General features: G+C 38.2%; 25 protein-coding genes and 1 tRNA gene. 13 read left to right on the forward strand and 13 right to left on the reverse strand.

Annotated elements, in window-relative coordinates; all coding sequences use genetic code 11:
- Nucleotides 1–21 precede the first annotated feature (21 nt).
- On the reverse strand, nt 22–420 hold the full coding sequence (locus tag WG906_RS05815) for a response regulator (protein WP_339991599.1): 399 nt from the start codon (nt 418–420) through the stop codon (nt 22–24).
- A 203-nt stretch (nt 421–623) separates the two neighbouring features.
- The gene (locus tag WG906_RS05820; RefSeq protein WP_339991600.1) at nt 624–815 is read right to left on the reverse strand and encodes a cold-shock protein; all 192 of its coding nucleotides are present in this window, start codon (nt 813–815) and stop codon (nt 624–626) included.
- Between the two features lie 168 nt (nt 816–983).
- On the opposite strand from WG906_RS05820, the gene WG906_RS05825 reads away from it, so the two are divergent.
- Nucleotides 984–2,126 carry an App1 family protein phosphatidate phosphatase gene (locus tag WG906_RS05825; protein WP_339991601.1) on the forward strand — a complete coding sequence of 381 codons (1,143 nt, stop codon included), beginning with the start codon at nt 984–986 and terminating at the stop codon, nt 2,124–2,126.
- A gap of 18 nt (nt 2,127–2,144) precedes the next feature.
- Here WG906_RS05825 and WG906_RS05830 read toward each other — a convergent pair whose 3' ends face one another.
- The 3 genes from WG906_RS05830 to WG906_RS05840 form a co-directional block, all read right to left on the reverse strand.
- Complete coding sequence (locus tag WG906_RS05830) at nt 2,145–2,720, reverse strand: pentapeptide repeat-containing protein (RefSeq protein WP_339991602.1); 576 nt, start codon at nt 2,718–2,720, stop codon at nt 2,145–2,147.
- A gap of 279 nt (nt 2,721–2,999) precedes the next feature.
- A complete protein-coding gene (locus WG906_RS05835) occupies nt 3,000–3,218 on the reverse strand; it encodes a hypothetical protein (RefSeq protein WP_339991603.1) in 219 nt (72 codons plus the stop codon).
- 108 nt (nt 3,219–3,326) lie between these two features.
- Nucleotides 3,327–4,139: a DUF1206 domain-containing protein gene (locus WG906_RS05840; RefSeq protein WP_339991604.1), complete on the reverse strand. Its 813-nt coding sequence runs from the start codon at nt 4,137–4,139 to the stop codon at nt 3,327–3,329.
- A gap of 78 nt (nt 4,140–4,217) precedes the next feature.
- Between WG906_RS05840 and WG906_RS05845 the strand changes: the two genes are divergently transcribed.
- On the forward strand, nt 4,218–4,727 hold the full coding sequence (locus tag WG906_RS05845; RefSeq protein ID WP_339991605.1) for a DUF4268 domain-containing protein: 510 nt from the start codon (nt 4,218–4,220) through the stop codon (nt 4,725–4,727).
- 51 nt (nt 4,728–4,778) lie between these two features.
- On the opposite strand, the gene WG906_RS05850 is transcribed toward WG906_RS05845, so the two are convergent.
- Nucleotides 4,779–5,483: an LOG family protein gene (locus WG906_RS05850; protein ID WP_339991606.1), complete on the reverse strand. Its 705-nt coding sequence runs from the start codon at nt 5,481–5,483 to the stop codon at nt 4,779–4,781.
- 18 nt (nt 5,484–5,501) lie between these two features.
- Entirely contained in the window at nt 5,502–6,980 is a 1,479-nt protein-coding gene (locus WG906_RS05855) for a sodium:solute symporter (RefSeq protein ID WP_339991607.1), read from the reverse strand.
- A 142-nt stretch (nt 6,981–7,122) separates the two neighbouring features.
- Here WG906_RS05855 and recR point away from each other — a divergent pair, with 142 nt between their 5' ends.
- Both recR and WG906_RS05865 read left to right on the forward strand, forming a co-directional pair.
- Entirely contained in the window at nt 7,123–7,740 is a 618-nt protein-coding gene (recR, locus tag WG906_RS05860; RefSeq protein WP_339991608.1) for a recombination mediator RecR, read from the forward strand.
- Nucleotides 7,741–7,817: 77 nt separating this feature from the next.
- Nucleotides 7,818–8,633 carry an SDR family oxidoreductase gene (locus WG906_RS05865; RefSeq protein WP_339991609.1) on the forward strand — a complete coding sequence of 272 codons (816 nt, stop codon included), beginning with the start codon at nt 7,818–7,820 and terminating at the stop codon, nt 8,631–8,633.
- Here the strand turns inward: WG906_RS05865 and WG906_RS05870 are convergent.
- Together WG906_RS05870 and WG906_RS05875 are read right to left on the reverse strand one after the other, a co-directional pair.
- On the reverse strand, nt 8,626–9,264 hold the full coding sequence (locus WG906_RS05870) for an MEDS domain-containing protein (RefSeq protein ID WP_339991610.1): 639 nt from the start codon (nt 9,262–9,264) through the stop codon (nt 8,626–8,628). The two genes, WG906_RS05865 and WG906_RS05870, sit on opposite strands and share 8 nt — an antisense overlap.
- A gap of 118 nt (nt 9,265–9,382) precedes the next feature.
- Nucleotides 9,383–10,267: a YitT family protein gene (locus tag WG906_RS05875; protein WP_339991611.1), complete on the reverse strand. Its 885-nt coding sequence runs from the start codon at nt 10,265–10,267 to the stop codon at nt 9,383–9,385.
- Nucleotides 10,268–10,590: 323 nt separating this feature from the next.
- On the opposite strand from WG906_RS05875, the gene trpD reads away from it, so the two are divergent.
- From trpD to trpA, 4 genes are all read left to right on the forward strand, one after another.
- Nucleotides 10,591–11,583: an anthranilate phosphoribosyltransferase gene (gene trpD, locus WG906_RS05880; protein WP_339991612.1), complete on the forward strand. Its 993-nt coding sequence runs from the start codon at nt 10,591–10,593 to the stop codon at nt 11,581–11,583.
- Nucleotides 11,580–12,221 carry a phosphoribosylanthranilate isomerase gene (locus WG906_RS05885; protein ID WP_339991613.1) on the forward strand — a complete coding sequence of 214 codons (642 nt, stop codon included), beginning with the start codon at nt 11,580–11,582 and terminating at the stop codon, nt 12,219–12,221. The genes trpD and WG906_RS05885 overlap by 4 nt, the downstream gene beginning before the upstream one ends.
- A gap of 15 nt (nt 12,222–12,236) precedes the next feature.
- Nucleotides 12,237–13,418, forward strand: a complete 1,182-nt coding sequence (trpB, locus tag WG906_RS05890; protein ID WP_339991614.1) for a tryptophan synthase subunit beta — start codon at nt 12,237–12,239, stop codon at nt 13,416–13,418.
- Nucleotides 13,419–13,530: 112 nt separating this feature from the next.
- Nucleotides 13,531–14,316: a tryptophan synthase subunit alpha gene (trpA, locus tag WG906_RS05895; protein WP_339991615.1), complete on the forward strand. Its 786-nt coding sequence runs from the start codon at nt 13,531–13,533 to the stop codon at nt 14,314–14,316.
- A 75-nt stretch (nt 14,317–14,391) separates the two neighbouring features.
- On the opposite strand, the gene WG906_RS05900 is transcribed toward trpA, so the two are convergent.
- The 3 genes from WG906_RS05900 to WG906_RS05910 form a co-directional block, all read right to left on the reverse strand.
- Nucleotides 14,392–14,517 (reverse strand): hypothetical protein, encoded by a 126-nt coding sequence (locus WG906_RS05900; protein ID WP_339991617.1) that lies wholly within the window; start codon nt 14,515–14,517, stop codon nt 14,392–14,394.
- Nucleotides 14,518–14,620: 103 nt separating this feature from the next.
- Complete coding sequence (locus tag WG906_RS05905) at nt 14,621–14,962, reverse strand: hypothetical protein (protein ID WP_339991618.1); 342 nt, start codon at nt 14,960–14,962, stop codon at nt 14,621–14,623.
- 205 nt (nt 14,963–15,167) lie between these two features.
- Complete coding sequence (locus WG906_RS05910) at nt 15,168–15,782, reverse strand: GIN domain-containing protein (RefSeq protein ID WP_339991619.1); 615 nt, start codon at nt 15,780–15,782, stop codon at nt 15,168–15,170.
- 205 nt (nt 15,783–15,987) lie between these two features.
- Here WG906_RS05910 and WG906_RS05915 point away from each other — a divergent pair, with 205 nt between their 5' ends.
- Nucleotides 15,988–17,241, forward strand: coding sequence for a cation:proton antiporter (locus tag WG906_RS05915; RefSeq protein WP_339991620.1), 1,254 nt, complete (start codon nt 15,988–15,990; stop codon nt 17,239–17,241).
- Nucleotides 17,242–17,256: 15 nt separating this feature from the next.
- Here the strand turns inward: WG906_RS05915 and WG906_RS05920 are convergent, their stop codons facing one another.
- Nucleotides 17,257–19,149: a RecQ family ATP-dependent DNA helicase gene (locus WG906_RS05920; protein ID WP_339991621.1), complete on the reverse strand. Its 1,893-nt coding sequence runs from the start codon at nt 19,147–19,149 to the stop codon at nt 17,257–17,259.
- 92 nt (nt 19,150–19,241) lie between these two features.
- On the opposite strand from WG906_RS05920, the gene WG906_RS05925 reads away from it, so the two are divergent.
- From WG906_RS05925 to WG906_RS05940, 4 genes are all read left to right on the forward strand, one after another.
- A complete protein-coding gene (locus tag WG906_RS05925; protein WP_339991622.1) occupies nt 19,242–22,484 on the forward strand; it encodes an amidohydrolase family protein in 3,243 nt (1,080 codons plus the stop codon).
- 138 nt (nt 22,485–22,622) lie between these two features.
- Nucleotides 22,623–23,135 (forward strand): hypothetical protein, encoded by a 513-nt coding sequence (locus WG906_RS05930; RefSeq protein ID WP_339991623.1) that lies wholly within the window; start codon nt 22,623–22,625, stop codon nt 23,133–23,135.
- A 179-nt stretch (nt 23,136–23,314) separates the two neighbouring features.
- A tRNA-Lys gene (locus WG906_RS05935) sits at nt 23,315–23,387 on the forward strand.
- Between the two features lie 396 nt (nt 23,388–23,783).
- The gene (locus tag WG906_RS05940; protein WP_339991624.1) at nt 23,784–24,338 is read left to right on the forward strand and encodes an RNA polymerase sigma-70 factor; all 555 of its coding nucleotides are present in this window, start codon (nt 23,784–23,786) and stop codon (nt 24,336–24,338) included.
- Nucleotides 24,339–24,343: the final 5 nt, after the last annotated feature.

Below are 24,343 nucleotides of genomic sequence, written 5' to 3' on the forward strand. Positions count from 1 at the left end.
AGCTTGTGTTTAATCCTTTTTCTAGTTTAATTCACTTAAGATCTTAGAAAGTGTATGCATAGTTACCGGCTTGCATATGAAATCCGTAATTTCTTCTGTTTCCCTTGCCCTATGAATTTCCTCTTCGTTTTTCGTATCACTGATCATGTAGATAGTAATTTTTTTATCAATTTTAGTTTTAAGCTTCCTGAACTCTTTAATAAATTGCCAGCCGTTGGTTTCAGGCATATTCGAATCCAGTAAAATTAGTTCGGGAAGTAAGTGAGAGTGGTGTATAAACTGGTCTAAGTAGTTTAATGCAAGCTTTCCGTTTTCGAAATAAACCGTTTTATCAGTCAGCTGAACACCATCTATAAGTTTTTTTAACGCCAGTACATACAGTTCATCATCATCAATGACGGCTAAATTAATTTTGCTCATAAGTTGATATAAGAGTACCGTGCATTTTCACTTCCAGCATTAAATTATTTTTAGATTTTTATGAAAAACTGTAAAAATCATAGTACGGGGTTGTAACCTTAAAAGTTACATTCAGATTTCCACCTAAAAGAATTCGCAATTTTTTGGCGCAAAAAAAAGCATCAGTTTTAGACTGATGCTTGTAAGATTTTAATAAAGTTTGATTATATAACTTTTACATTTACTGCGTTCAAACCTTTTTTTCCGCGTTCAACTTCATATTCTACGGTATCATTCTCACGAATGTTATCAACTAAACCTGAAGAGTGAACAAAGATATCGCTATCTCCGTTAGATGGTACGATGAAACCGAAACCTTTAGTTTCATTGAAAAATTTTACTGTTCCTTTTTGCATTATAAAAATTGTTAAAAACCAAATGTCGTGAATATATTTGAAAACAAATAATTTTTTAATTTATAATATAACCGCTTTTTTTTCAATCTGAGCACTTTTTATTGCTCAATCACATTCCCAAACAGTAATTAGAAAAGCTTGTTACATTTAAACAATTACGGCATTACCATGTGGAAAAAGCTTTTCTCCGATACTATAAATCATGTTGAAAATAAATTTGATGACCTCAAATTTGATTTAAGAAAGAAGCTTGGCTTAAATGATCCGATCCAAATAATTTCTTATCGCAGTTATGGTACCGTTAACCGTCTCTATTTAAAAGGCAGAGTTTTAGAAGACAAACAAATTGCCGCTTCCGGTGATAAGGATACTATTTTAAATAACCTGGCAAATATGTATAAACGCTTTGAGAGCGACGAAGTGCCAAACGCAGTTCTCAGGGTTCAGTTTCAGGATCAGGTACATCAGATGGTTACTGATTCGGAAGGGTATTATATGATAAATATTGAGCCCACCTACCCTATCGAACCAGAAGATATCTGGCATTTCATGGAAATCGAACTCGAACATTCCCCAATTGCTTTTCCAAAAGGATTAAAAGTTTCGGCCGAAATCCTTGTTCCACCGGCAGATGCTGAATACGGGGTAATTAGTGACATTGACGACACCATAGTGGAAACATCCGCTACTAACGTATTGAGAATGTCCCGAACGGTATTTTTACATAATGCAAGAACCCGTTTGCCTTTTGCGGGTGTTTCTGCTTTTTATAAATCATTACAGCTGGGGCGAAATGGTAAACGGAATAATCCATTTTTCTATGTCTCGAGCAGCCCATGGAACATGTATGATTTGCTGAAAGAATTTATGGATTTAAATGACATTCCGGAAGGACCGCTACTGCTGCGCGACTTTGGTTTACAGAATAATAAATTTTTCAGTAGCGGAGGCCATATGGGGCATAAGTTTAAAGAAATTGAAAATATTCTGCTTACCTATCCCCTTCTCAATTTTATTCTGATAGGCGATAGCGGTCAGGAAGACCCCAGAATTTACCAGGAAGTTGTAAAGAAATATCCGGGACGTATTTTGGCGATCTATATTCGTGATGTTCAATTAACCCAAAGGGAACAAATAGCTATCAAAATTAAAGAAGAGCTTAGCAATCATAAAGTAGAAATGCTAATAATAGATAATGCGGTGGAAGCAGCAGAGCATGCAGCGAAAAATGGTCTGATTTACACTGAAGCCATTCCGGAAATTATTCATGAAAAGAAACAGGACAAAGGCCAGATTCCGGGTAAAGAATAGGGAAATTAACCTCATAACTCACCTTTCAATCACCAGATTATATTTAGTTAAAAGGTTTGATAAACTATTATAGTTGAATTTCGATTTTGTTATCGTATTACTTTCCGGATCAATGATAAAATTGTTGGCCGTAGTAAAATCGACTTCTTTTAATATTGTGCGATTAAAAACTGTGCGGTTTAAATCACAGTTCAAAAATGCTGATTTACTCAAATCTGCCTCGGTAAAATCCGATTCAACCAATGAACATCCCGTAAATCTCGTTTCCTTTAACCTAAGCTTATGAAATATAGAATAGTCGAGTGTACAGTTTTCAAAACTAACGGCAAAAGAGAAAGACTTGCTGCTGGAAAAGTTGACCCCGGTAATTTTGCACTCACGAAATAAAACATTTTGAAAACCTGTATTTACTACTTTGGTTAAGGAAAGATTACAAGTATCCATAACACAATTAACAAAAACCTTTTGGCTCAGGTCAGCATACGAAAAATCACAGTTTACAAATTCACAATCTTCAAAAAAACGTTCTTTATTATCCAGATCACCAATAGTTAAATTCTTATAAACCATTGGTTCATACTTTTTAGACATCATAAAAATTGTGTATAGTGCCGAAAGTAATATAAATAAAGTTTATTCTATTTTTTAGGATCTATGCATAATATCCTAAAAAATCAACAGAGTGTCTAATTTTCTCCTTGAATAACAGGAAGATATTGCCCGATAAAATTCGTACGGTACGGATCTCGTGCAGCATTTTCCATAAACCAGCTTTACTAAATTATTACCTTGTACCTTCTAATCGCTACAGGCATAATTAGTTTAAGCGGGATACCTGTAATAAGTTATCGATTTTGATAATATATCAATCTTCTAATTCGGAAGCAGGTTGGCCAGATGTTTATCTATTTTTTCACCGATCTCCAGCCATGGATGATCATTATTTACTGTTGTAGGTCCCTCCCATGCCCAGCCTTTGTTTTCTTTATACATCTGGCCAATAAAAGTAGCATCACGAACAATAGAATACATGCCTTCAGTTTCTTCTGCGGTGTACACCTGGCCGTTTATTGTAAATTCGATAGTTTCCATGGATTATTTTATTATATAAATCAAGATAGGGAATTTTTGTTTCATCGGCTATTTTAAGATCTTTTCATCTCAATTAATTTTAGATCCCGAAAGCAAAAAACAATTTACTTAAAATCTAAATTTTTCAAAGGCGGCTCTTATAAAATTCATTACTCCGTAACAAATTAAGCCCAAACCCAGGGCGGCGAGTAAATAAGTACCATAACTGCTTTGTTGAATAAAACTAAAAGCAGAGCTGGTATCTCCTGCTTCTGAAGATCTGTTATGTAAAGCGGCTTTTGAAAATAAGAAAGCAATCACCAACCATACGATGCCCCTGGAAATGTAACCAATTTTTCCAGCCCTCAATAACGAACCAGAGGCCTTTCTGTCGAGTTCCTGATAATTAACATGTTTGCGATATTTTTCAGAATTTCCGTACCAGATCTGATAAATCCCAATACACAGCATGATTACTGCAGCGATTCCCAATAGCCACTGCCCGGCCGGCTGTTCCAGAATATTTTTTGCCAGATCCTGTTTAGAATCAGATCCCGAGCTATTGCCATTACTTAAAAGAAATTTTAAAGAAAAATAAAAGACTGATAAATAAGTTAATCCGCTAAAAAAGTAGGTGAAACGCTTAGCGAGCCCCCCGGCCTTACTTCCTTTATCTTCGGTATCAAGAAAAGTCTGAACAAATCTCCAGATGCTGTATGATAAAAGTCCGACTGCAATTACCGTAAGGATAATTTTTCCGGCAGGCTGTTCCATTATAAACTTAAACACACCGGTTGTATCCGATTTTTGTGAAGTTTGCCCGCCCAATCGAAAAGCCGACATAAAGGCCAGCATTCCAATAAGACAATAAACAACACCTTTTGCGGCAAGGCCAAACTTAGCGACAGGTTTAATCCAGGAGTTCTTTTTTTTAAAGTTCAAGTTATAGGAGTTTAGTTATAGGAGTTTAGTTAAATAAGCAATTTTCAGTGTAGAATGTTTGATTACAAGTGATCAATTTTGAATAGTTTTCGGAAAGCAGAAGTTGGTTTTATTACTTTTGTTTCAATGTACAGCAGAGAGCAGGCTTCACAATTAAGACAAGAATTCTGGACGAAATTGGGTCAGTATCTTTCACCGCTATTATCTTCAGAACAGGAAAAAGTTAACTGGCTGAACTATAAGACGGGCTTAAAATATGTTTATTTCAAAATGAATGCTGACAAAAACAAAGCCTGGATAGCTATAGAAATAACACATCCTGATGCTGGAGTTCAGGAACTATTCTTTGAACAGTTTGAAGCCTTTAAAGATTTATTACAGAGCACCCTGAAGGAAGATTGGGAGTGGGATAAGCATACTACTGATGAGTATGGAAAAACTGTCAGCAGAATAGTGAAGAATCTGGAAGGAGTGAATGTTTTCAATAAGGAAGATTGGCCAAAACTGATTTCCTTTTTCAAACCAAGAATTATAGCTCTTGATGAATTTTGGAATGATGTAAAGGATGGATTTGAAGGATTAAAATAACACAATACTTTCCAAAATTCTCAAATTGGAAAGTATTGCGAAATACCGATATTAGAAATTCGGTTTAAGTACGTATTTATTATAAAACCTGAAAATATGCTCGGCAGCTTCTTCAGCTGTGTCTACCAGGCGGTAAAGGTTTAAATCTTCAGGATTGATATTTCCCGCCTCAACCATTTGCTTATTAACCCAATCCAATAGACCGCTCCAATAATCGGTGCCGACTAAAACGATTGGGAAACGGGCAATTTTACCGGTTTGAATCAGAGTAATCGCCTCAAACATTTCATCCATTGTGCCGAAGCCACCCGGAAGTATAATAAAGCCTTGTGAGTACTTCATAAACATTACCTTCCTCACAAAGAAGTAATCGAATTCAAGAAGTTTATCCCGGTCGACGTATTTATTATGAAACTGCTCAAACGGCAGTTCAATATTTAAGCCTACCGATTTTCCACCCGCTTCATAGGCTCCTTTATTTGCAGCTTCCATAATACCAGGGCCGCCCCCTGAAATTACTCCATAACCTTTTTCAGTAAGCAAACGGGCAGTATCTTCAGCCAATTTATAGTACTTATTTTCATTTGTGGTTCTGGCCGAACCAAATATTGATACACATGGACCTATTTTCGCAAGTTTCTCAAAGCCATCCACAAATTCGGCCATTATCTTAAATATCTGCCATGAATCTGTAACTTTAATTTCCTGCCAATCTTTATTATCGAAAGCATTTCTTATCTGTTCATCACTTGTCATAGTTACAAAATAAAAAAATTAAAAACTTGTTTGATCCTGGGTTCTTCTGCTTGTTAATAATAGCATAAGATACGTAATAAAGGCGTTAATAATAATCAGCTCGAAACCAATCACGTACCCGGTCCACATTTTTGAATTAAAATCAAGGAAAAAACAAATAGCCGGAGAAAGTACACAAATAAAAGGCACTAGTTTATCTTTCACTGCACGATTAGTAATCATACCAAAAGCAAATAATCCCAGTAACGGGCCATAAGTATAGCCAGCCGCCTTGAATATGGCGTTCACTACAGAATCGTTATTTATTACTTTGAAGCCCAAAATTACTAAAAGCATCAAAAAGGAGAATACCATATGAACTAAATGCCTGGTGCGCACTAACTTTGGTGAATTGTGATCTTTATTTTTATCGAAATTTAAAAAATCGATACAAAAAGAAGTAGTCAGAGCAGTTAAAGCAGAATCTGTAGTAGCAAATGTTGCTGCTGTTAAACCTGCCATGAAAATTATAGCTGGAATAATATTGAGATGGTTCAATGCGATTTCCGGGAATAAATGATCAGGTGTCCGGAAAGATGTAACATCGATATTATTTTTAGCTGCAAACATATAAAGTAATGCCCCAACGCTTAAAAAAAACAAGTTAATTACCACAAAGATCCCTGTGAAAGTCAGCATGTTTTTTTGCGCCTCTCCAATATTTTTACAGCTAAGATTCTTCTGCATTAAATCCTGATCTAGACCAGTCATTGCCAACGTAACAAAAATCCCTCCCAAAAACTGTTTTAGAAAATGTGATTTTGAACCTAAAAAATCCTCCCAGAAAAAAATCCTGGAATACGAGCTTTCCTTTACTGCTTCAAATGTTTCAGCGATATTAAGATCAAGCCTCTGAGAAATAAAAACAATGGAAAGCATCACAGACAACAACAAAAACACTGTTTGCAGGGTATCTGTTATAATAATCGTTTTTAAGCCGCCTTTAAATGTGTAAAGCCATATCAGTATCAAACACAAAGAAATTGTCACCCAAAAAGGAACGTTCCATGCATCAAAAATGAATTTTTGAAGCACTATCCCCACAAGATATAAACGAAATGCCGAGCCGATTGTACGGGAGATCAGAAAAATCATCGAACCCGATTTATAACTCCAGTAACCTAACCTTTTTTCAAGATAGGTGTAGATGGAAATCAGGTTCATACGATAATACATAGGGAGCAAAACCGTGGCGATTAATACAAAACCAACGGCGTTACCGAGGATAAATTGAAAATAACCAAAGCTGCTTTTACCCACCGCTCCGGGTACAGAAATAAAAGTTACTCCCGATAATGCAGTACCTATCATACCAAATGCAACCAGGTACCACCGCGAATTTCGATTTGCTATAAAGAACGTTGAATTGTCTGAGGAATTTCTGGATGTAAAATACGAGACAGCAATAAGTAGAATAAAATAGCTAACTATAAATGATAATAATACTCCCGGCGACATAGTTTAATATTGAGTTCTAAAAGTATAAAGATATATTATAATGCGAATACTGATTAATGGGATTGCACAGATTATTGAGATACAAGCACTAAATTTCATAACCACAATTAAATAATATCCTTCTAATCCCTATTTTTACACAATGAATTTCTCTTCCCGCTTACTTGAAAATGCTGTATCCGAATTTTCTAAATTACCGGGTGTGGGGCAAAAAACCGCATTGCGTTTGGTTTTGCACCTGCTTAATCAACCTGTACAGGATGTTGAACGCTTTAGTGATGCATTAACCAGACTTAAAAAAGAAATTCGATTTTGCGAAGTATGTAAAAACATCTCAGATAGTTCCATTTGCGAAATATGTTCAAGCAAGAAACGGGATAAGACCCTGGTTTGTTTGGTTGAAGATACCCGTGATGTTATGGCTATCGAAAACACCAATCAATATAATGGCGTATACCATGTTTTAGGAGGCTTAATTTCACCTATGGATGGTATAGGGCCTTCAGATCTAAATATCGATTCAATTGTTGAACGGGTAAAGACAGGAGAAATTCAGGAGGTGATCCTCGCATTAAGCGCCACAATGGAAGGAGATACCACCATATTTTATCTGTATAAAAAATTAAAAGATTTCCCGGTAAAATTCAGCACTATAGCAAGAGGAATAGCTTTTGGCGGTGAAATTGAATATGTAGATGAAATCACTTTAGGCAGATCTATTATTACCAGGGTCCCCTACGAGAATTCATTACTTAAATAAATGCTTAATTTTACTTACCAAATAAAGCTTTTGAATTGCCCTTTCAGCTTTTACCTTTGACCATTATCAAACATTCAATGTCTTTAAAAAACAAAACCGTAATAATTACAGGAGCATCGTCGGGTATCGGCAAATCATGCGCTGAAGAATTTGCCCGTCAGGGGGCAAATCTTGTATTGGGAGCCAGGCAATATGTTACTCTTTGCGAAATTGCAGAAAACCTTGAGGCAAGCTATGGAATTAAAGCTATAGCGGTTCAGTGCGATGTTTCTAAAGAAGATGATTGTAAATTATTGATAAAACAGGCAATACTTACCTTTAATCGGATTGATGTATTAGTTAACAATGCAGGGATTAGCATGCGGGCGCTATTTAATGATCTGGATCTGGTGGTTATCCGCAACCTGATGGATATTAACTTCTGGGGCACAGTTTACTGCACTAAATTTGCGTTGCCCGAACTCTTAAAAAACAAAGGCTCTGTAGTAGGAGTTTCATCCATTGCTGGATTCAGAGGATTGCCAGGGCGAACCGGTTACTCGGCTTCAAAATTTGCGATGAATGGTTTTCTGGAAGCATTACGGGTAGAAAACTTAAAGACCGGCCTGCATGTTATGATTGCCGCCCCAGGGTTTACAGCCTCTAATATCAGAAATACAGCACTTGCTAAAGATGGAATTTCACAAGGAGAAACCAGTATGGACGAGAGTAAAATGATGAGTGCTGATGAGGTTGCAAAAAATATCGTTAACGGTGTTATACATCGAAAAAGAACTTTAATAATGACTTCTCAAGGTAAACTTGCAGTGTTAATGAATAAATTACTGCCTGCCTGGGTGGACAAAAAAGTGTTTGAAATATTTGCAAAGGAAAGAGATCCGCTGATTAAATAGATACATTATCTACTTTTTTATAAAGAATTTCTGGTGAATCCCTTTTACCATCAATCATCATGGAATGGCTTGTACAGATATGAGCCATACTTTCGTCCGGATTTTGAGTAAAGCCGCTTTTAGGGTAGGCACAGAATAGCTTAAATGATTCTGTCGCCAGAAAGGCATTCCATAAATGTTCCAGATTTACTGTAGCTCCCTGATGGCCCTGCTCCCACAAGAGAGCCACCATTTCTCCAAAAGCGCGAACAGGCCTGTCTTTTTTATACGCTTTTTTTAAAAGGTTTGATACAAAGACTCTGAATTTCGCCTCATCCGGCCAACCGTCGACCATAAACTGTTCAAGAGCTTCATTAGCATCAATTGCAAGGTACTGGTTTTCAGAAATTAAGGATTTCACGCTAACTGCATGCGCTTTGAGCCTCGATTCAAGCTCCTTTAAATGTGCTTTTCTGGCAATTACAATAATACAGTCTCCGGAGTTAATTCCATCTCCTACAAAACCGGCAAGGGTGTCAAAAAAAACCTCTTTGTCTTCATAAATTTGAACCACATGATCGCATGGCGCGATCTCTCCCCAAAATATTTTGGGACTGCTTTTACTCCAGGTAAGACTATTTGTGAGATGCATTAACTTGAAAAATCAATTTGTTTTTGTAAAAAGACAATGTTCCAGGCTGATATTTGTTACTAAGATCCGGAAACAATAAATACTCCATGGGAGATCAAAAAATCTGAAAATCGCCACATTAATGAAGCGGTCTTCTTTTAATAAGACCACCATTAGTTTCGGTAATTACATTCATAACGATAAATGCCTTACGATCTATATTTTTCACTACCTCTTTAACTTTGGGAACCTCTAAGCGGGTTACAACGGTAAAGATGATATCTATTTCTTTTTCATCATACAGATTACTGCCGTAACCTCTTTCTCCTTTATAAATCGTTACTCCCCGGCCTAATTCGGTGGTGATGGCATGTCTGATATCTTTACTCTTCGCAGAAACAATTGTTACACCGGTATACTCTTCAATACCCTGAATGATAAAATCAACTGTTTTTGAGGCCGAAAGATAAGTTAGGATGGAATACAGGGCAGCTTCAATACCAAGGATAAAGGCAGCAACAGAAAAAATCGCCACATTAATCAGCAAAATAATATCACCTATGGAGAAAATACTTTTCCGGTTTATGTACACAGCAATAATCTCAGTTCCATCCAGTACACATCCTCCTCTGATTGCCAGTCCGATTCCCGCCCCCAGAAAAAAACCTCCAAATATTGAAATCAGTAACTTATCGTTAGTAATTACCGGAAAATTGAAGAAATATATAATCAGAGCCAGGGCGAATACCGCTATTAAAGTATGGGTGGCGAATGTTTTACTGATTTGCCGTATCCCAACCAATATAAATGGAATATTGAATAGAACAAGCCATAATGATACAGGTACACCTGTAATATGATTAGCCAATAATGACAATCCGGTCACTCCCCCGTCGATAAAGCCATTAGGTAACAGAAACCCTTTTAAACCAAAAGCTGCAAGAAAAACGCCGATAAGAACCAGTAACCATTTACCAATTTTTTGTTTTAATAAAATAATATACTTTGTCCTTTTGCTATACATTGTGGCTAAAATAATCCTTTTAACTAAACATATACTTCAGTTTTTCAAAAAAAACATAAAAGTTTTGCAGAGCACAAAAGATATAGGCATATTTGCTACACTTAGATAAGTCCTGCATGAGCATATTGTTCAATTAACGCAATTTTTAAGTTTTTGCAAGGTTTAGTCCCGATAAATAAATGAAAATAACAATTGTATATATTTCCTGGTGGTGGCAATTGTTAATTCCTTAAGCAATTCCAATAGGTATATATTTTAAAAATAACATAACCTGGGTTGCTCTAATAGCAACCTTTTTTTTTGCCTTACAGAGGCGCCATCAAATGAAAGAAATATTAAACCATTTATTCGAACACAAAACATTTACAAAATTACAGGCCAAAGAAATTTTAATCAACATTGCAACCGGTAAATACAATCCGTCGCAAATGGCAGCCTTTTTAACTATTTATTGTATGCGCAGCATAACAGTAGATGAACTTGAAGGCTTCAGAGATGCTATGCTTGATCTGTGTTTGAAACCCGGCCTTGAAGGTTATGAATTAATTGATTTGTGCGGAACTGGCGGCGATGGTAAAAACACCTTTAATATCTCCACTCTTGCCTCCTTTATTGTTGCAGGAGCAGGCTATAATGTGGCTAAGCATGGAAACTATGGGGTTTCATCCGGATGCGGATCATCCAACGTAATGGAATATTTAGGCTACCAGTTTACAAATGATTCCGGAACATTAAAAAGAAGCCTGGATAATGCCGGAATCTGCTTTCTGCACGCACCCCTCTTTCATCCGGCAATGAAAACTCTTGCACCTATCAGAAAAGAATTAGGTGTAAAAACCTTTATAAATATGCTGGGGCCAATGGTAAATCCATCGCAACCGCAAAATCAGATTGTTGGTGTTTTTAGCCTGGAACTAGCCAGGAAATATGCATATATTCATCAGAAAACATCTAAGAAATACACCATTATCCATGATTTGGGAGGATATGATGAGATATCTTTAACTAATTCTTTTAAAACATTTACTCCAACAGGTGAAACGATTCATACGCTGGAAAGTCTGGGATTTGAAAGAATACGTCCTGAACTGATTGGCGGAGGTGAAACCGTTCAGGAGTCGGCCAAAATTTTTATGGATGTTTTAAAAGGAGCTGGTACTACAGAACAAAACAATGTTGTTTTGTGCAATGCTTCCATGGCTATTAAAACAATTCATCCTGAAAAGAGCTTTGCTGATTGCTATTACATTGCTGAAGAATCTTTACAGAGTAAAAAAGCTTTAAATAGCTTTAATACGTTAATTTCTATAAAATGACTTTAAAGGGTTTGAAGCTAAAAGTTTGCGGGATGCGGGATGCTGAAAACATCAGCGAACTCGCCATGCTTGAACCTGATTATATGGGCTTTATATTTTATCCACAGTCTAAGCGCTATGCAGCGGATCTGGATGTTGAAGTATTAAATGCCTTGCCATCAGAAATAAAAAAGACGGGTGTTTTTGTTAACGCTGCTTACACGGAAATCAGCCAGAAGATTGACACATATAAGCTGGATGCAATTCAATTACATGGAACAGAAAGTCCTGAGTTTTGTATCAGATGCAAGCAACTTGACGTTGAAGTAATTAAAGCGTTTGGAGTGGATAAAGATTTTGATTTCAGTGATTTATCTGCGTATAAAGAAGCGGTAGATTATTTCCTTTTCGACACCAAAACCGATCTGCATGGAGGTTCGGGAAAAACGTTTGATTGGAATATCCTGCAAAAATATTCTTTACAAAAACCCTATTTTTTGAGCGGGGGCTTAAGCGCCGATAATCTTACAGAAATTAAACAAATAAACGATCCAAGACTTTATGCACTTGACCTGAACAGTCGTTTTGAACTGGAACCAGGCTTAAAGAATATAGAAAAATTAACAGCAGTTTTTAATGAAATAAAAATCCCGGATTAGGGATTGGAGGACAATATGAGTTATCATGTAAATGAAAAAGGATATTTCGGAGCTTTTGGCGGAGCCTATATTCCCGAGATGCTTTATCCGAATGTTGAGGAGCTAAGAACTAAATACCTGGATATTATTTATGAGCCAGGCTTTCAGGAAGAATATCAGCAACTGTTAAAAGATTATGTTGGACGCCCCTCACCTCTTTATCTTGCAAAACGCCTTTCGGAAAAGTATGGTGCAAACATTTATTTAAAGCGTGAAGACCTGAATCATACAGGTGCGCACAAAATAAACAATACGGTGGGTCAGATCTTGTTGGCTCAGCGACTAGGCAAAAAACGTATCATCGCCGAAACAGGCGCCGGTCAGCATGGAGTTGCAACCGCTACAGTTTGCGCTTTAATGGGGCTGGAATGTGTGGTTTATATGGGTGCAGTTGATATTGAAAGACAAGCACCCAATGTTGCACGTATGAAAATGATGGGCGCTACCGTAATTCCTGCTATTTCAGGAAGTCAGACTTTAAAAGATGCTACAAATGAAGCTTTACGCGACTGGATAAATAATCCGGTAGATACCCATTACATTATCGGATCTGCAGTCGGGCCACATCCTTATCCTGATATGGTAGCACGCTTTCAGGCAATAATTTCTGAGGAGACCAGGTGGCAGTTAAAAGAAAAAACAGGGAAAGAAAATCCTGATTATGTTCTTGCCTGTGTTGGTGGCGGTAGTAATGCTATTGGTATGTTTTATCATTTTCTGGATGAACCGGATGTTAAGCTAATCGCTGTTGAAGCCGGAGGCAAGGGTGTTGACACCGGCGAATCTGCTGCTACGACATTTCTAGGAACAGAAGGCGTTCTGCATGGCAGTCGGTCTATTGTTATGCAAACAGAAGACGGTCAGGTTGTAGAACCATATTCTATTTCTGCCGGATTGGACTATCCGGGTATCGGTCCGCAACATGCACATTTGTACAAGTCTAAACGTGCCGAATATGTAAGCATTACCGACGACGAAGCAATGCATGCCGGATTGGAACTAACCAGACTTGAAGGGATTATTCCGGCTATTGAAAGTGCGCACGCTTTTGCATACCTTAATAAAATGAATTTTAAAGGTGGTGAGAGTGTTGTTGTTTGCCTTTCGGGCCGTGGCGACAAAGATTTAAGTAACTACATGAATTATTTTGGATTTTAGATAGATGATTACACAGATTATAAGAGGATTATATGATTTTAGATTATCTATACAGAAACCATTTAGCTCCTTTCTTCTCAAATCGCATATCTAGTATCTCATATCTCAAAAAATGAACAGAATTAATCAACTTTTCGAACAGAAAAAAGAAAACGTTTTATCAATATATTTCACTGCAGGCTATCCTGATTTGAACAGCACTCTTGATATTGCGGAAGCACTTGAAAAGGCTGGGGCAGATTTTCTGGAAATCGGAATACCTTACTCTGATCCCTTAGCAGATGGACCCGTCATTCAGAACAGTTCATTAAAATCGATTGAAAACGGGATGACACTTAAGGTTTTGTTCCAGCAGTTAAAAGATCTTAGGAAACGTGTTACCATACCGGTATTACTCATGGGATATGTTAACCCGATCCTTCAATACGGGGTTGAGAAATTCTGTACTTCATGTAAAGAAGTGGGTGTGGATGGAGTTATTGCTCCTGATCTCCCTATGTATGAATATGAGGAAATGTATAAACAATCCTTTAAAGACAATAACCTAAGCAATGTATTTCTTATCACGCCTCAAACTTCTGATGAGCGTATTCATAAAATAGATGAGCTGACCGATGGCTTTATCTACTTACTCTCATCGTCCTCAACCACAGGAAAGCATCTTGCTCTTACCGATGTGACAGAAGAGTATTTTACACGGTTAAAAGGAATGAATTTAAAAAATCCTACTATGATAGGCTTTGGTATTTCAGACTATAATAGCTTTAGCAAAGCAAGCCAATTTGCTAATGGCGCTATTGTAGGGAGCGCGTTTGTTAAATTACTGGGCGATGAATCATATATGGAGAAAATCCCTGAGTTTATCGGCAATTTGAAAACCCAGAAGCAATTGGCATAACCGCGACAAGTATCCTGCGCCAGCATGCGAGCAGGATACTTTTATTTCTTTTTAATATTTTTATAAAACGGGCAATTAAGCCTTCCAGTACAACAAAGATTCTACAGCATCTAATCCAAATACAGGTATTTTTAGTCTGGTTAATACTTCGTTCCTCTCTTCAAAAGAATTGCATATAAAAATCGAGTTTCTGAATTTCATAAAGTCACTTTTTTTCAAAGACTCTTCTAAATGAACTATTTCGTCGAAGATGAAACTGCTTATAGCAAACCGATTAAGAGTTTCGGTAATATTGAAATTATGTTTAGTTATTAAAATTATTTTTTTGTCTGAAATTTTTGCTTTGATATAGAAATTTCATCAAGGTGGTGTTAACCTTATCGTCAACAATAATGGTATCATCAAGATCAACATAAACATATTCATATTCTATATTAAGGATAAATCTGGCAAATAAAGCACGATCAATCTCTGCTTCAAATTCGTTTTGTAAAACACTTACATCACAGCCCATTCTGTCTAGTAAACTTAAGAGAATGAAGTTTACACCGGTAATCCTGAACAGAGCATGGTTCTGGCAACTCTGGGAGAGATTTCCATAAGTACCATTTCTCCGTTTGCCCGCTCTTTTACCTGGAAAAACCATACTCCGCGAAGGACAATGTATTGTTTATAATCGCAGCTATCTTTTGAAATTGCGGGTTTTTAACCTTTATAGAATTAACGCTAATGCCATTAGAAATCCGCCTGCGAACCCTTCCCTCGGAAAATAATAATTTACCATCTTTATTTGTAAAACAGTCGATGGTATACTCCTTACCGGGCAAGTATTCTAAGGCGAGTACTCTAAACTAACTTCTTATCCCCCCTTTGTGGTTTTGAATAGTGGTTTTCTCTCCGTCAAGCGTAACATATAGTTTAGCTCTGCCCGATAAATTATACGAATCATTTAATTTAAAATCCGTCGCATCCAGTTTACTGTTTCCTTCAATAGATATCAGTTGATTTTTCGAACTACCCGATAATTTTATAGCAGCCGAATTTTGAACATCCATACGCAAATCCCATACATCCAGGCTGATTTTTGCAGTGGACCTGTCGTTCAGACTGATTATCATTTCATCCGATTTCAATGTATTTAAAGAATGTACAACTGCATTACCAAAAGTTTCTATCGATGATAAATCTGTAACTGCTAAAACAACTTTTAGTTGCTCTTTTGAATGAGATGAGATATTTAGCTGGTTGTCCGCAAAAGTTATTTGGACGTCCGAAACTGTATTATAAACGCTATAGCTTTCTGATTCGGCCTGTATTAAACATACTTCAACATTTCCAGTAATGTGTACTTTATTCACACCGCTTATAGCTGTTGTAATGATTGATGCATTAGCAAATTGAGTGCTGGCGATGATAGCGATTACAGCAACTATTACTGTAAAGGTTTTTGTAAGTTTTGTTTTCATGTTTTTTCTCTGTTTACTTAATAGACTTTAATAGCAGAGAAAGTTTAATGCCTTATTTGTAATATAGGCTAACACTGATGATAAGTATACCAATCATGTTAATAAAGCGACATGAAAATTCTATTTTGTATTTTTATCAGGGTCTGTAGGTTTCTAAACATATCAAAACCACCTTTAGTGGCCCCAAATTTGATCGGATGCAGTTATGGATGAATATATCCTGTTAATCACACTTATTGGGGTTGCGGCCTTTGGCATGGCATGGATGCCAGCCATTACTAAACTTACCGGAATTTCGTATGCCATCATTTATGTACTTGCCGGAATTGCTGTATTTGCTATTGTGCCCGGATGGCTGCCCGTTCCGGATGTAAAAAAGAATGAGGAGCTCGTGGTTCGCTTATCCGAAATGGTAGTGATTATATCCTTAATGGGCACAGGCATTAAAATAGACCGTGCATTTTCTTTTAAAAACTGGTCATCTCCTATCAGACTGGTATCTATAGCAATGCTGCTTTGCATCGCTTTAGCAACCCTTTTAGGCTATACCCTGCTAGGCTTTGATATTGCGTCTGCTTTATTGCTTGGAGCAGCACTTGCTCCAACAGACCCTGTATTGGCATCGGATGTTCAGGTGGGGCCACCCAACGCGGGAAAAAAATCTGAAACCAAATTTTCACTTACGGCCGAAGCAGGATTGAATGATGGCATGGCTTTTCCATTTACCTGGCTGGCAATCACATTAAGCAGTATAGCGCATGGGCACATCGGAAACGACGGTTTGTGGTCGTGGTTTGGATATCATTTCCTTTACAAATTAATTTTTGGAGCCGCTGTAGGATACCTTGCCGGGAGACTGGTGGGCTATTTAGTTTTCAGGCTGGGAGAAAAGTATTCCGTTCTTAAAACCAGGGATGGCTTTCTGGCCGTCTCCCTTACCTTAATGGTGTATGGATTTACTGAGTTAATACATGCTTATGGTTTTATCGCTGTTTTTATTTGCGCCATAACCTTTCGGCACTTTGAGAAAAAGCATGATTATCATGATGATCTGCACTCTTTTACCGACCAGGCTGAGCGATTGCTGGTTGCCGTTGTACTTATTTTATTTGGCGGAAGTTTAGCGAGCGGAGTTTTGGAAGCGCTGACTCTAAAAATGGCTTTATTTACTGTAATGCTGGTATTTATAATTAGACCTATAGCGGCCTATGCCAGTATTTTCAGTTCTGAAATTCATATAAAAGAGAAATTCGCGATAAGCTTTTTTGGAATCCGGGGAATCGGTTCTATTTTCTATCTTGCTTTTGCTTTCAGGCAAATCCCTTTTCTTCACGAAAAAGAATTGTGGGCTATTGTTGCTTTTACGATCCTGATATCAGTACTTATCCATGGTATCACCGCTACCCCGGTAATGATCCATTTGGATAAAAAGATCCCCAGGGAGGAAGTTCCTGAGTAAGAGATTTTAGGTTAATTAAATGTAATACTTCTCTCCATCCGTCTTTATTTTTCCTGCATCCAGCATAATTCTTAAGCCTTCAATCCTCTCCTTTTCATTTCCTGAATGAACTGAAGAGATCAATTCATCTAAAGTAAAATGCTTTTCGGAGAGCCTTTCCATCATCTCAAAAGCTATACGCTCAAAAACAAAACTTTTTTCAGCGGCACGTTTTTCTTCAATACACACATCACATACCCCGCACTTCTCAACCTGTTTTTCATCGAAATATTCTAATAATAACTTACTGCGGCATTTATTTGATTCTGCATACTCAATTACAGATTCCACCTGTTTCTGCATGATGATCTTCCTTTGAGCTATGTATTTGGTATCAATAAACAAGTTCGGACTATCCAGCCGGCCCTTCAAATAGTGTATCTGAGGTTTGTCTGTTTGTTTAAGGTAGCCAAGCAGTTCAAGCTCTTCTAATTTTTCTAAGGTTTTAACAACCTGTTGGGTACTTAAATTCGTTCTTCGGGCCAGGTCGCTTTCACGTATCTGAGAATATTGTTCGAAGAGTCCACCGTAAGAACGAAGCAATATTTTCACAAACGAATCATATTGTGAATATTCGATCTGGAACCGATACAGCTCCTCCGATCCAACGTTAATTTTGACCCGCGACGGTAGGTATACACTTTCGCTTAAAGCGATGTATCCGTCGTGTTCTAAAAATTTTAAAGCGTTTAAGGTTTTAATTGCGTCCAGTTTAAAGCGCGAACAAAAATTTCCAATGTCAAATTCTAAGGTCAGGCCCTCCCCTGCACCGTAAGCCAGCTGAAAATAATTACCCAGCGAATGGTACACCTGTTTTATTTCTTCCAGAGAAGGAAAGCTCAGACTAAACTTTTTCTCCAGAGCGATTTTATCGGAAGTATTATAAAGCAATACTGCAAAAGCTTTCCTTTCATCACGGCCAGCCCGTCCTGCTTCCTGGTAATACGCTTCAAGGCTTTCGGGTAAATCCAGATGGACCACAAACCGAACATCGGCTTTATCAATTCCCATCCCAAAAGCATTGGTAGCTACAATTACCCGTATTTCACCTTTTTTCCAGGCTTCCTGTTTATCCGAACGGACGGGTGTTGTTAAACCGGCATGATAAAAATCGCTGCTTATTCCTTCGCGGTTAAGTAGTTTAGCAATTTCCTGGGTTGCCCGCCTGTTTCTTACATAAACGATACCTGTGCCTTTAACTTTTCTGGCTATCGTGATAAGCTTTCTGAATTTATTTTCTTCCGTTGCAACGATGTAGCTTAAATTCTTACGTTCAAAGCTTTTCCTGAAAACATTCCTGGTTTTAAATCCTAACTTTTCCTGTATATCTTCAATAACAGTCTCTGTGGCGGTAGCAGTTAATGCTAAAATCGGGACATCAGGATGTAAATCGCGTAAAGCTGCTAATTGCAAATATGGCGGCCTGAAATCATATCCCCATTGCGAAATACAATGCGCCTCATCAATTGCGAAAAGGTTTACGTTCATATACTTGATCCGCTCCCGGACCAGATCAGACATTAACCTTTCGGGTGATACATATAAAAACTTGATTTGCCCGTAAACACAGTTATCCAGCATAATATCCACTTCACGCTTCCCCATTCCTGAAACAATGGAAACAGCTTCAATACCTTTCGCTTTCAAATTCTCTACCTGATCTTTCATCAGCGCGATTAGAGGAGAAACAACAATACAGATACCTGGCTTCACCATGGCCGGAACCTGGAAACAAACCGACTTTCCGCCACCGGTAGGTAAAAGTGCCAGCGTATCTTTGCCCTCTAAAACAGACTGGATTATTTCTTCCTGCAGGGAGCGAAAAGAATCGAAGTTCCAATACTTTTTAAGGACCTGGTAAATTGTCATTGGGTCAAAGCTAATAATCCTATCATAATAATTACTCCAAAACCTAGTTCATAAATCAACAGAACGATATATTTGTGTCCATATCCAGAAGAATGAATAAAGTTTGCGCCATATTAATAGCCCTGTTTGTAAATACCGCATATAGTCAATCAAAATCTGAGACGCCCAAATGGAACGTTGAAAAACCCACCGGCCCCACAAAATCCATCTCCTTTACAACGGATGAAGGCACCTGGATGAACCTTGATGTTAGTCCCGACGGGAAGGAAATAGTGTTCGATCTTTTAGGCGATATCTATAAAATGCCAATAGCAGGCGGAAAGGCAGCAATTCTTGCTGGCGGTTCGGCTTTTGAAGTTCAGCCACGGTTTAGTTTTAACGGCAAAATGATTTCTTTTACCAGCGATAAGGATGGCGGCGATAATATATGGATTATGAACTCTGACGGTTCAAACAAGCGCCAGGTTACTAAAGAGAACTTTCGTTTGCTGAATAATGCTGTTTGGACACCCGACAATCAATATTTAATAGCCCGCAAACACTTCACAAGCACCCGCTCTTTAGGTGCAGGCGAAATGTGGATGTACCATTTTTCGGGTGGTGAAGGTATACAGCTCACTAAAAAGAAAAATGATCAGCAGGATGCCGGTGAACCGGAGGTTTCCCCGGATGGGAAATACCTTTATTTTAGTGAAGATGTAAGTCAGGGACCTTTCTTTCAATACAACAAGGACCCCAATGGAGAAATCTATTCTATAAAGAGATTAAACCGTGAAACCGGCGATATCGAAACCGTTGCGGGAGGGCAAGGCGGCGCGGCAAGGCCACGGATTTCGCCCGATGGCCAGTTAATGGCCTTTGTAAAACGCGTGCGGTTGAAGTCTGCGCTTTTTGTACAGGACCTGGCAACCGGGGAAGAGTGGTCCGTATATGAAGATCTCTCCCATGATCAGCAGGAAGCATGGGCAATATTCGGAGTTTATCCAACCTTCGCCTGGACACCAGATAGCAAAAACATCATTTTTTATGCAAAAGGAAAAATCAGACAACTTAATATCAATACGCAGGAAACTTCCGTAATCCCATTTGAAGTTAACGCCAATCACACCATTGCCGAAGCTGTTCAATTTAAGCACAATGTTTTCACTGAAGAGTTTGATTCTAAAATGATCCGCCAGTTAACCACTTCACCTGATGGAAAAAAAGTAGCATTTAATGCCGCCGGATATATTTATATGAAAGATCTGCCAAATGGAAAGCCAGAGCGCTTAACCGATGGAACAGACTTCGAATTCGAACCCGAATTTAGCCCGGATGGTAAATTTCTGGTGTATGTTTCATGGAGCGACGATAATAAGGCTTCAATAAATAAGATTGAAATAAAGAGCCAGAAAACAACCCGCTTAACCACAGAGAAAGGGTTTTATTATTCTCCAAAGTTTTCTAACAAGGGCGATAAGGTGGTTTATCGTAAAGGGAGTGGCAACAATACTCTTGGTTTTGCTTTCGGGAAAAATCCTGGAATCTATATCGTGTCCTCAAATGGCGGCACCCCGTTAAAAATATCCGATAGCGGAATTCGTCCGGTGTTTGGAAATAGCGATACGCGCATTTATTTTCAAGCGTCTGAAGCTGGAAAAAAAGAGTTTAAAAGCATGGATATTAATGGAGGGTCATTGCGGAGGCATTATACTTCGCAGTATGCCAATCAGTTCGTTCCAAGTCCGGATGGTAAATGGCTAGCATTTACAGAGTTATTCAATGCGTACATTACCCCTTTGGTGAACTCCAGTAACTCTCTGGATTTATCATCAACAAACAAATCCTTACCCCTAACCAAAGTCACCCGGGATGCAGGCATATCCCTGCACTGGAGCCGCGATAGTAAAAAGCTGAACTGGACACAGGGACCTGAGTACTTTTCAAGGGAAATAAAAAACTCTTTCACTTTCGTGGATGGAGCATCGTCTACCCTTCCCGCCATTGACAGTACAGGCATTCAAATAGGATTGAAGCTTAAATCCGACATCCCGAAAGGGAAAATTGCCATTACAAACGCCAGGATCATAACGATGAAAGGAGATGAAGTAATTCAAGAGGGCACCATCGTTATTGATCAAAACAAGATTGTTGAAGTAGGCCCAACAAATCAGGTGAAAGTTCCGGAAAATGCTCAGGTTATTAATGCCACCGGACAAACAATAATGCCGGGCATTATTGACGTGCACGCCCATTTACCCGTTAGTCCGGACGGAATCTCTCCGCAGCAGGATTGGTCATATTTCGCTAATCTGGCTTATGGGGTAACCACTTCGCATGATCCCTCCAGTAATACTGAAATGGTTTTCAGTCAGTCGGAGATGCTTAAAGCAGGAAGAATGGTCGGGCCCCGTCTTTTTTCTACCGGGACTATATTATACGGCGCCGATGGCGATTTCAAAGCGGTTACGAATAGTTATGAAGACGCAAAATCGCATCTGCGGAGAATGAAATCGGTTGGAGCCTTCACGGTTAAATCATACAACCAGCCTCGTCGCGATCAAAGGCAGCAGATAATTCAGGCAGGCAGGGAGTTAAAAATGGAAGTAGTACCAGAAGGCGGTTCGACCTATTTCCACAATATGTCGATGATTCTCGACGGACATACCAGCATTGAGCATAACATTCCAACGGTGCCCATTTATAAAGATGTAAAATCGTTATGGAACGCAAGTAAAACCTCATATACCCCAACATTGATCGTTAGTTACGGATCCCAATCTGGAGAAAATTTTTGGTATGACCGTACCAATGTTTGGGAAAATGAACGGCTGCTTAATTTTACACCGCGTTCTATAATTGATAGCCGCTCACGCCGCAGAACTACGGCCGAATTTGGAGACTACGGGCATATTGAAGTAGCCAAAGCAACCAGGCAGTTGGCAGATGGAGGCACCAGGATCAATCTTGGTTCTCACGGACAAATACAGGGACTTGGCGCCCATTGGGAACTTTGGATGCTTACACAGGGCGGAATGTCGCCTTTACAGGCAATAAGAAGTGCAACCTTAAATGGAGCCCAGCATTTAGGTATTGACAGAGAGCTTGGATCTCTTGAACCGGGTAAACTCGCTGATTTAATTATACTTGACGAAAATCCATTAAATGATATCCGTAATTCTGAAAAAATAAAATATGTGATGGTTAACGGACGCCTGTACGACGCTGAAACAATGAATGAATATAATACAGCTAAACAGCGCGGAAAATTTTGGTGGCAAACCTCAAGAGGAGAAAGCTTTGGATTATCTACTAATACAGAGACCCATGTCTTTGGAATTCCAGATTGTGACTAATCATCTATTCTGATTTGATAAGCAGTACGCGTTTGGCTTTTGAATGAAAACTGAATATTTTGATAATCTTGAAAAGAGTTTCAGGCGTTTCCGCTTGCAGAATGGGATTAATATCTTTAACATTATAAAAAATCAGTCATGGAAGATGAAGTTCTTTTTATTGAACAGCAACGTTTTAGACAAATCTGGATTTGGATTATTTTGTTAGGTATCAATATTTATTTTATAGATAAAACCATCAGGCAGCTTATAATGCCCGAGCAATTAGAAGGCAAACTGATGAGTAATACCGGCCTTATTGTAACAACCCTAATTACATTATCAGTCACCTTATTTATAGCCTGCACACGGCTTGATACTACAATTAAGGACGATGGAATCTATGTGCGTTTTTTTCCACTCCATTTAAAGTTCAGAAAGTATTCCTGGGATAAGATATCTCAAGCGTTCGTAAGAAAATATGAACCTATTTCAGAATACGGCGGCTGGGGTTACCGGCTTGGATTATTTGGAAAAGGCAGGGCATTTAACATCTCAGGAAACCAGGGTATTCAGCTTATTTTTACAGATGGTGCAAAACTTTTAATCGGAACTAACCGACCCGCTGAAGCAAAAGAAGCGCTTGACCATATCAGTATTTTAAAGCAATAGAAATTTAAATTCTCAACCCGAAATAATTATTCATCCGGAGGTCAGATTTCTCTAAAAACATTCCCTTGCCTGATTGGAATAAGTATTTCCCGAAAGTTTGCCTGCAAAGCTTGAACATTAAGAGAATTACTATTAATTCTTGTTTCTCTATTAAAATATTTCGTTACTTTGAGGCCGTCGACTTGGTAGCTCAGTTGGTAGAGCAACTGACTCTTAATCAGTGGGTCGAGAGTTCGAGCCTCTCCCAGGTCACTTAAAATCAGGCACTTACAAATACCTTTTGCGAGTGCCTGAATTTTTCTCACACATTTCTCACACATTTCTCACACAATTTCATCAGTTCTGACACAGTGTTTTGAGATCCTGGACTCCTTACTGGTCGCCAGTTAAAAACTTCCAATCTCCATCAATACAATAAAGGCAAGTGGAGGATAAAAAAAAGAAAAAGACCACTTTTATAAACAAGGTGTTTTCATCTGGAAAAATTGAATGGCAAAATATTACAGGTTAATGTAAATATCCTATAAGTTATATACAGCAAACCTGAATAGATTTGGTATATAATAATGCTAACCAAGCAATTGAACTACCTCGTTCATTTTCCCGTATGTGCACATTTAGTTTAGTAGCGACCAATCGATTCAAGGTATGAGTGATGAAGATTTAAGAGAAATATTGATTAAAGTTTCCTTTAATGAAGATCGCAGGGCATTTAAGCAGCTTTTCCTTTTTTACTATGTTAACATGTTGCGGCTTGCTTCATCCTTCGTCAAATCAAATGAAGAGGCTGAAGAGATCGTTAATGATGCATTTATTAAGATCTGGCAGAATAGAAGTAAGCTTTATCAGGTAAATAACCTAAAGGTCTATCTTTTCGTTTGCGTGAAAAACCTTTGCTTTAACTATCTTGAGAAAAAGAAAAAACTTCCTATTATTAGCATAGACGATATCAACTTTGATCCTGTTGATCCTCATGTTTACTCGGAACAGCGCCTGTACTGTCTCGATTTACAGAGCCAGATTTATAACGCAATTAAACAGCTTACACCTCAATGTCAGTTGGTTTTTCAATTGGTAAAAGAGGAAGGCTTGAAATACCGCGAAGCTGCCGAGGTTCTGAATGTATCTGTCAAAACTGTGGAATACCATATCGGCAATGCCTTAAAAAAGATATCTGAGAAGCTGGCAATCGCTAATAAATAAAAAAA

The organism is Pedobacter superstes (assembly GCF_037622515.1).
GTDB classification, from domain to species: domain Bacteria; phylum Bacteroidota; class Bacteroidia; order Sphingobacteriales; family Sphingobacteriaceae; genus Paradesertivirga; species Paradesertivirga superstes.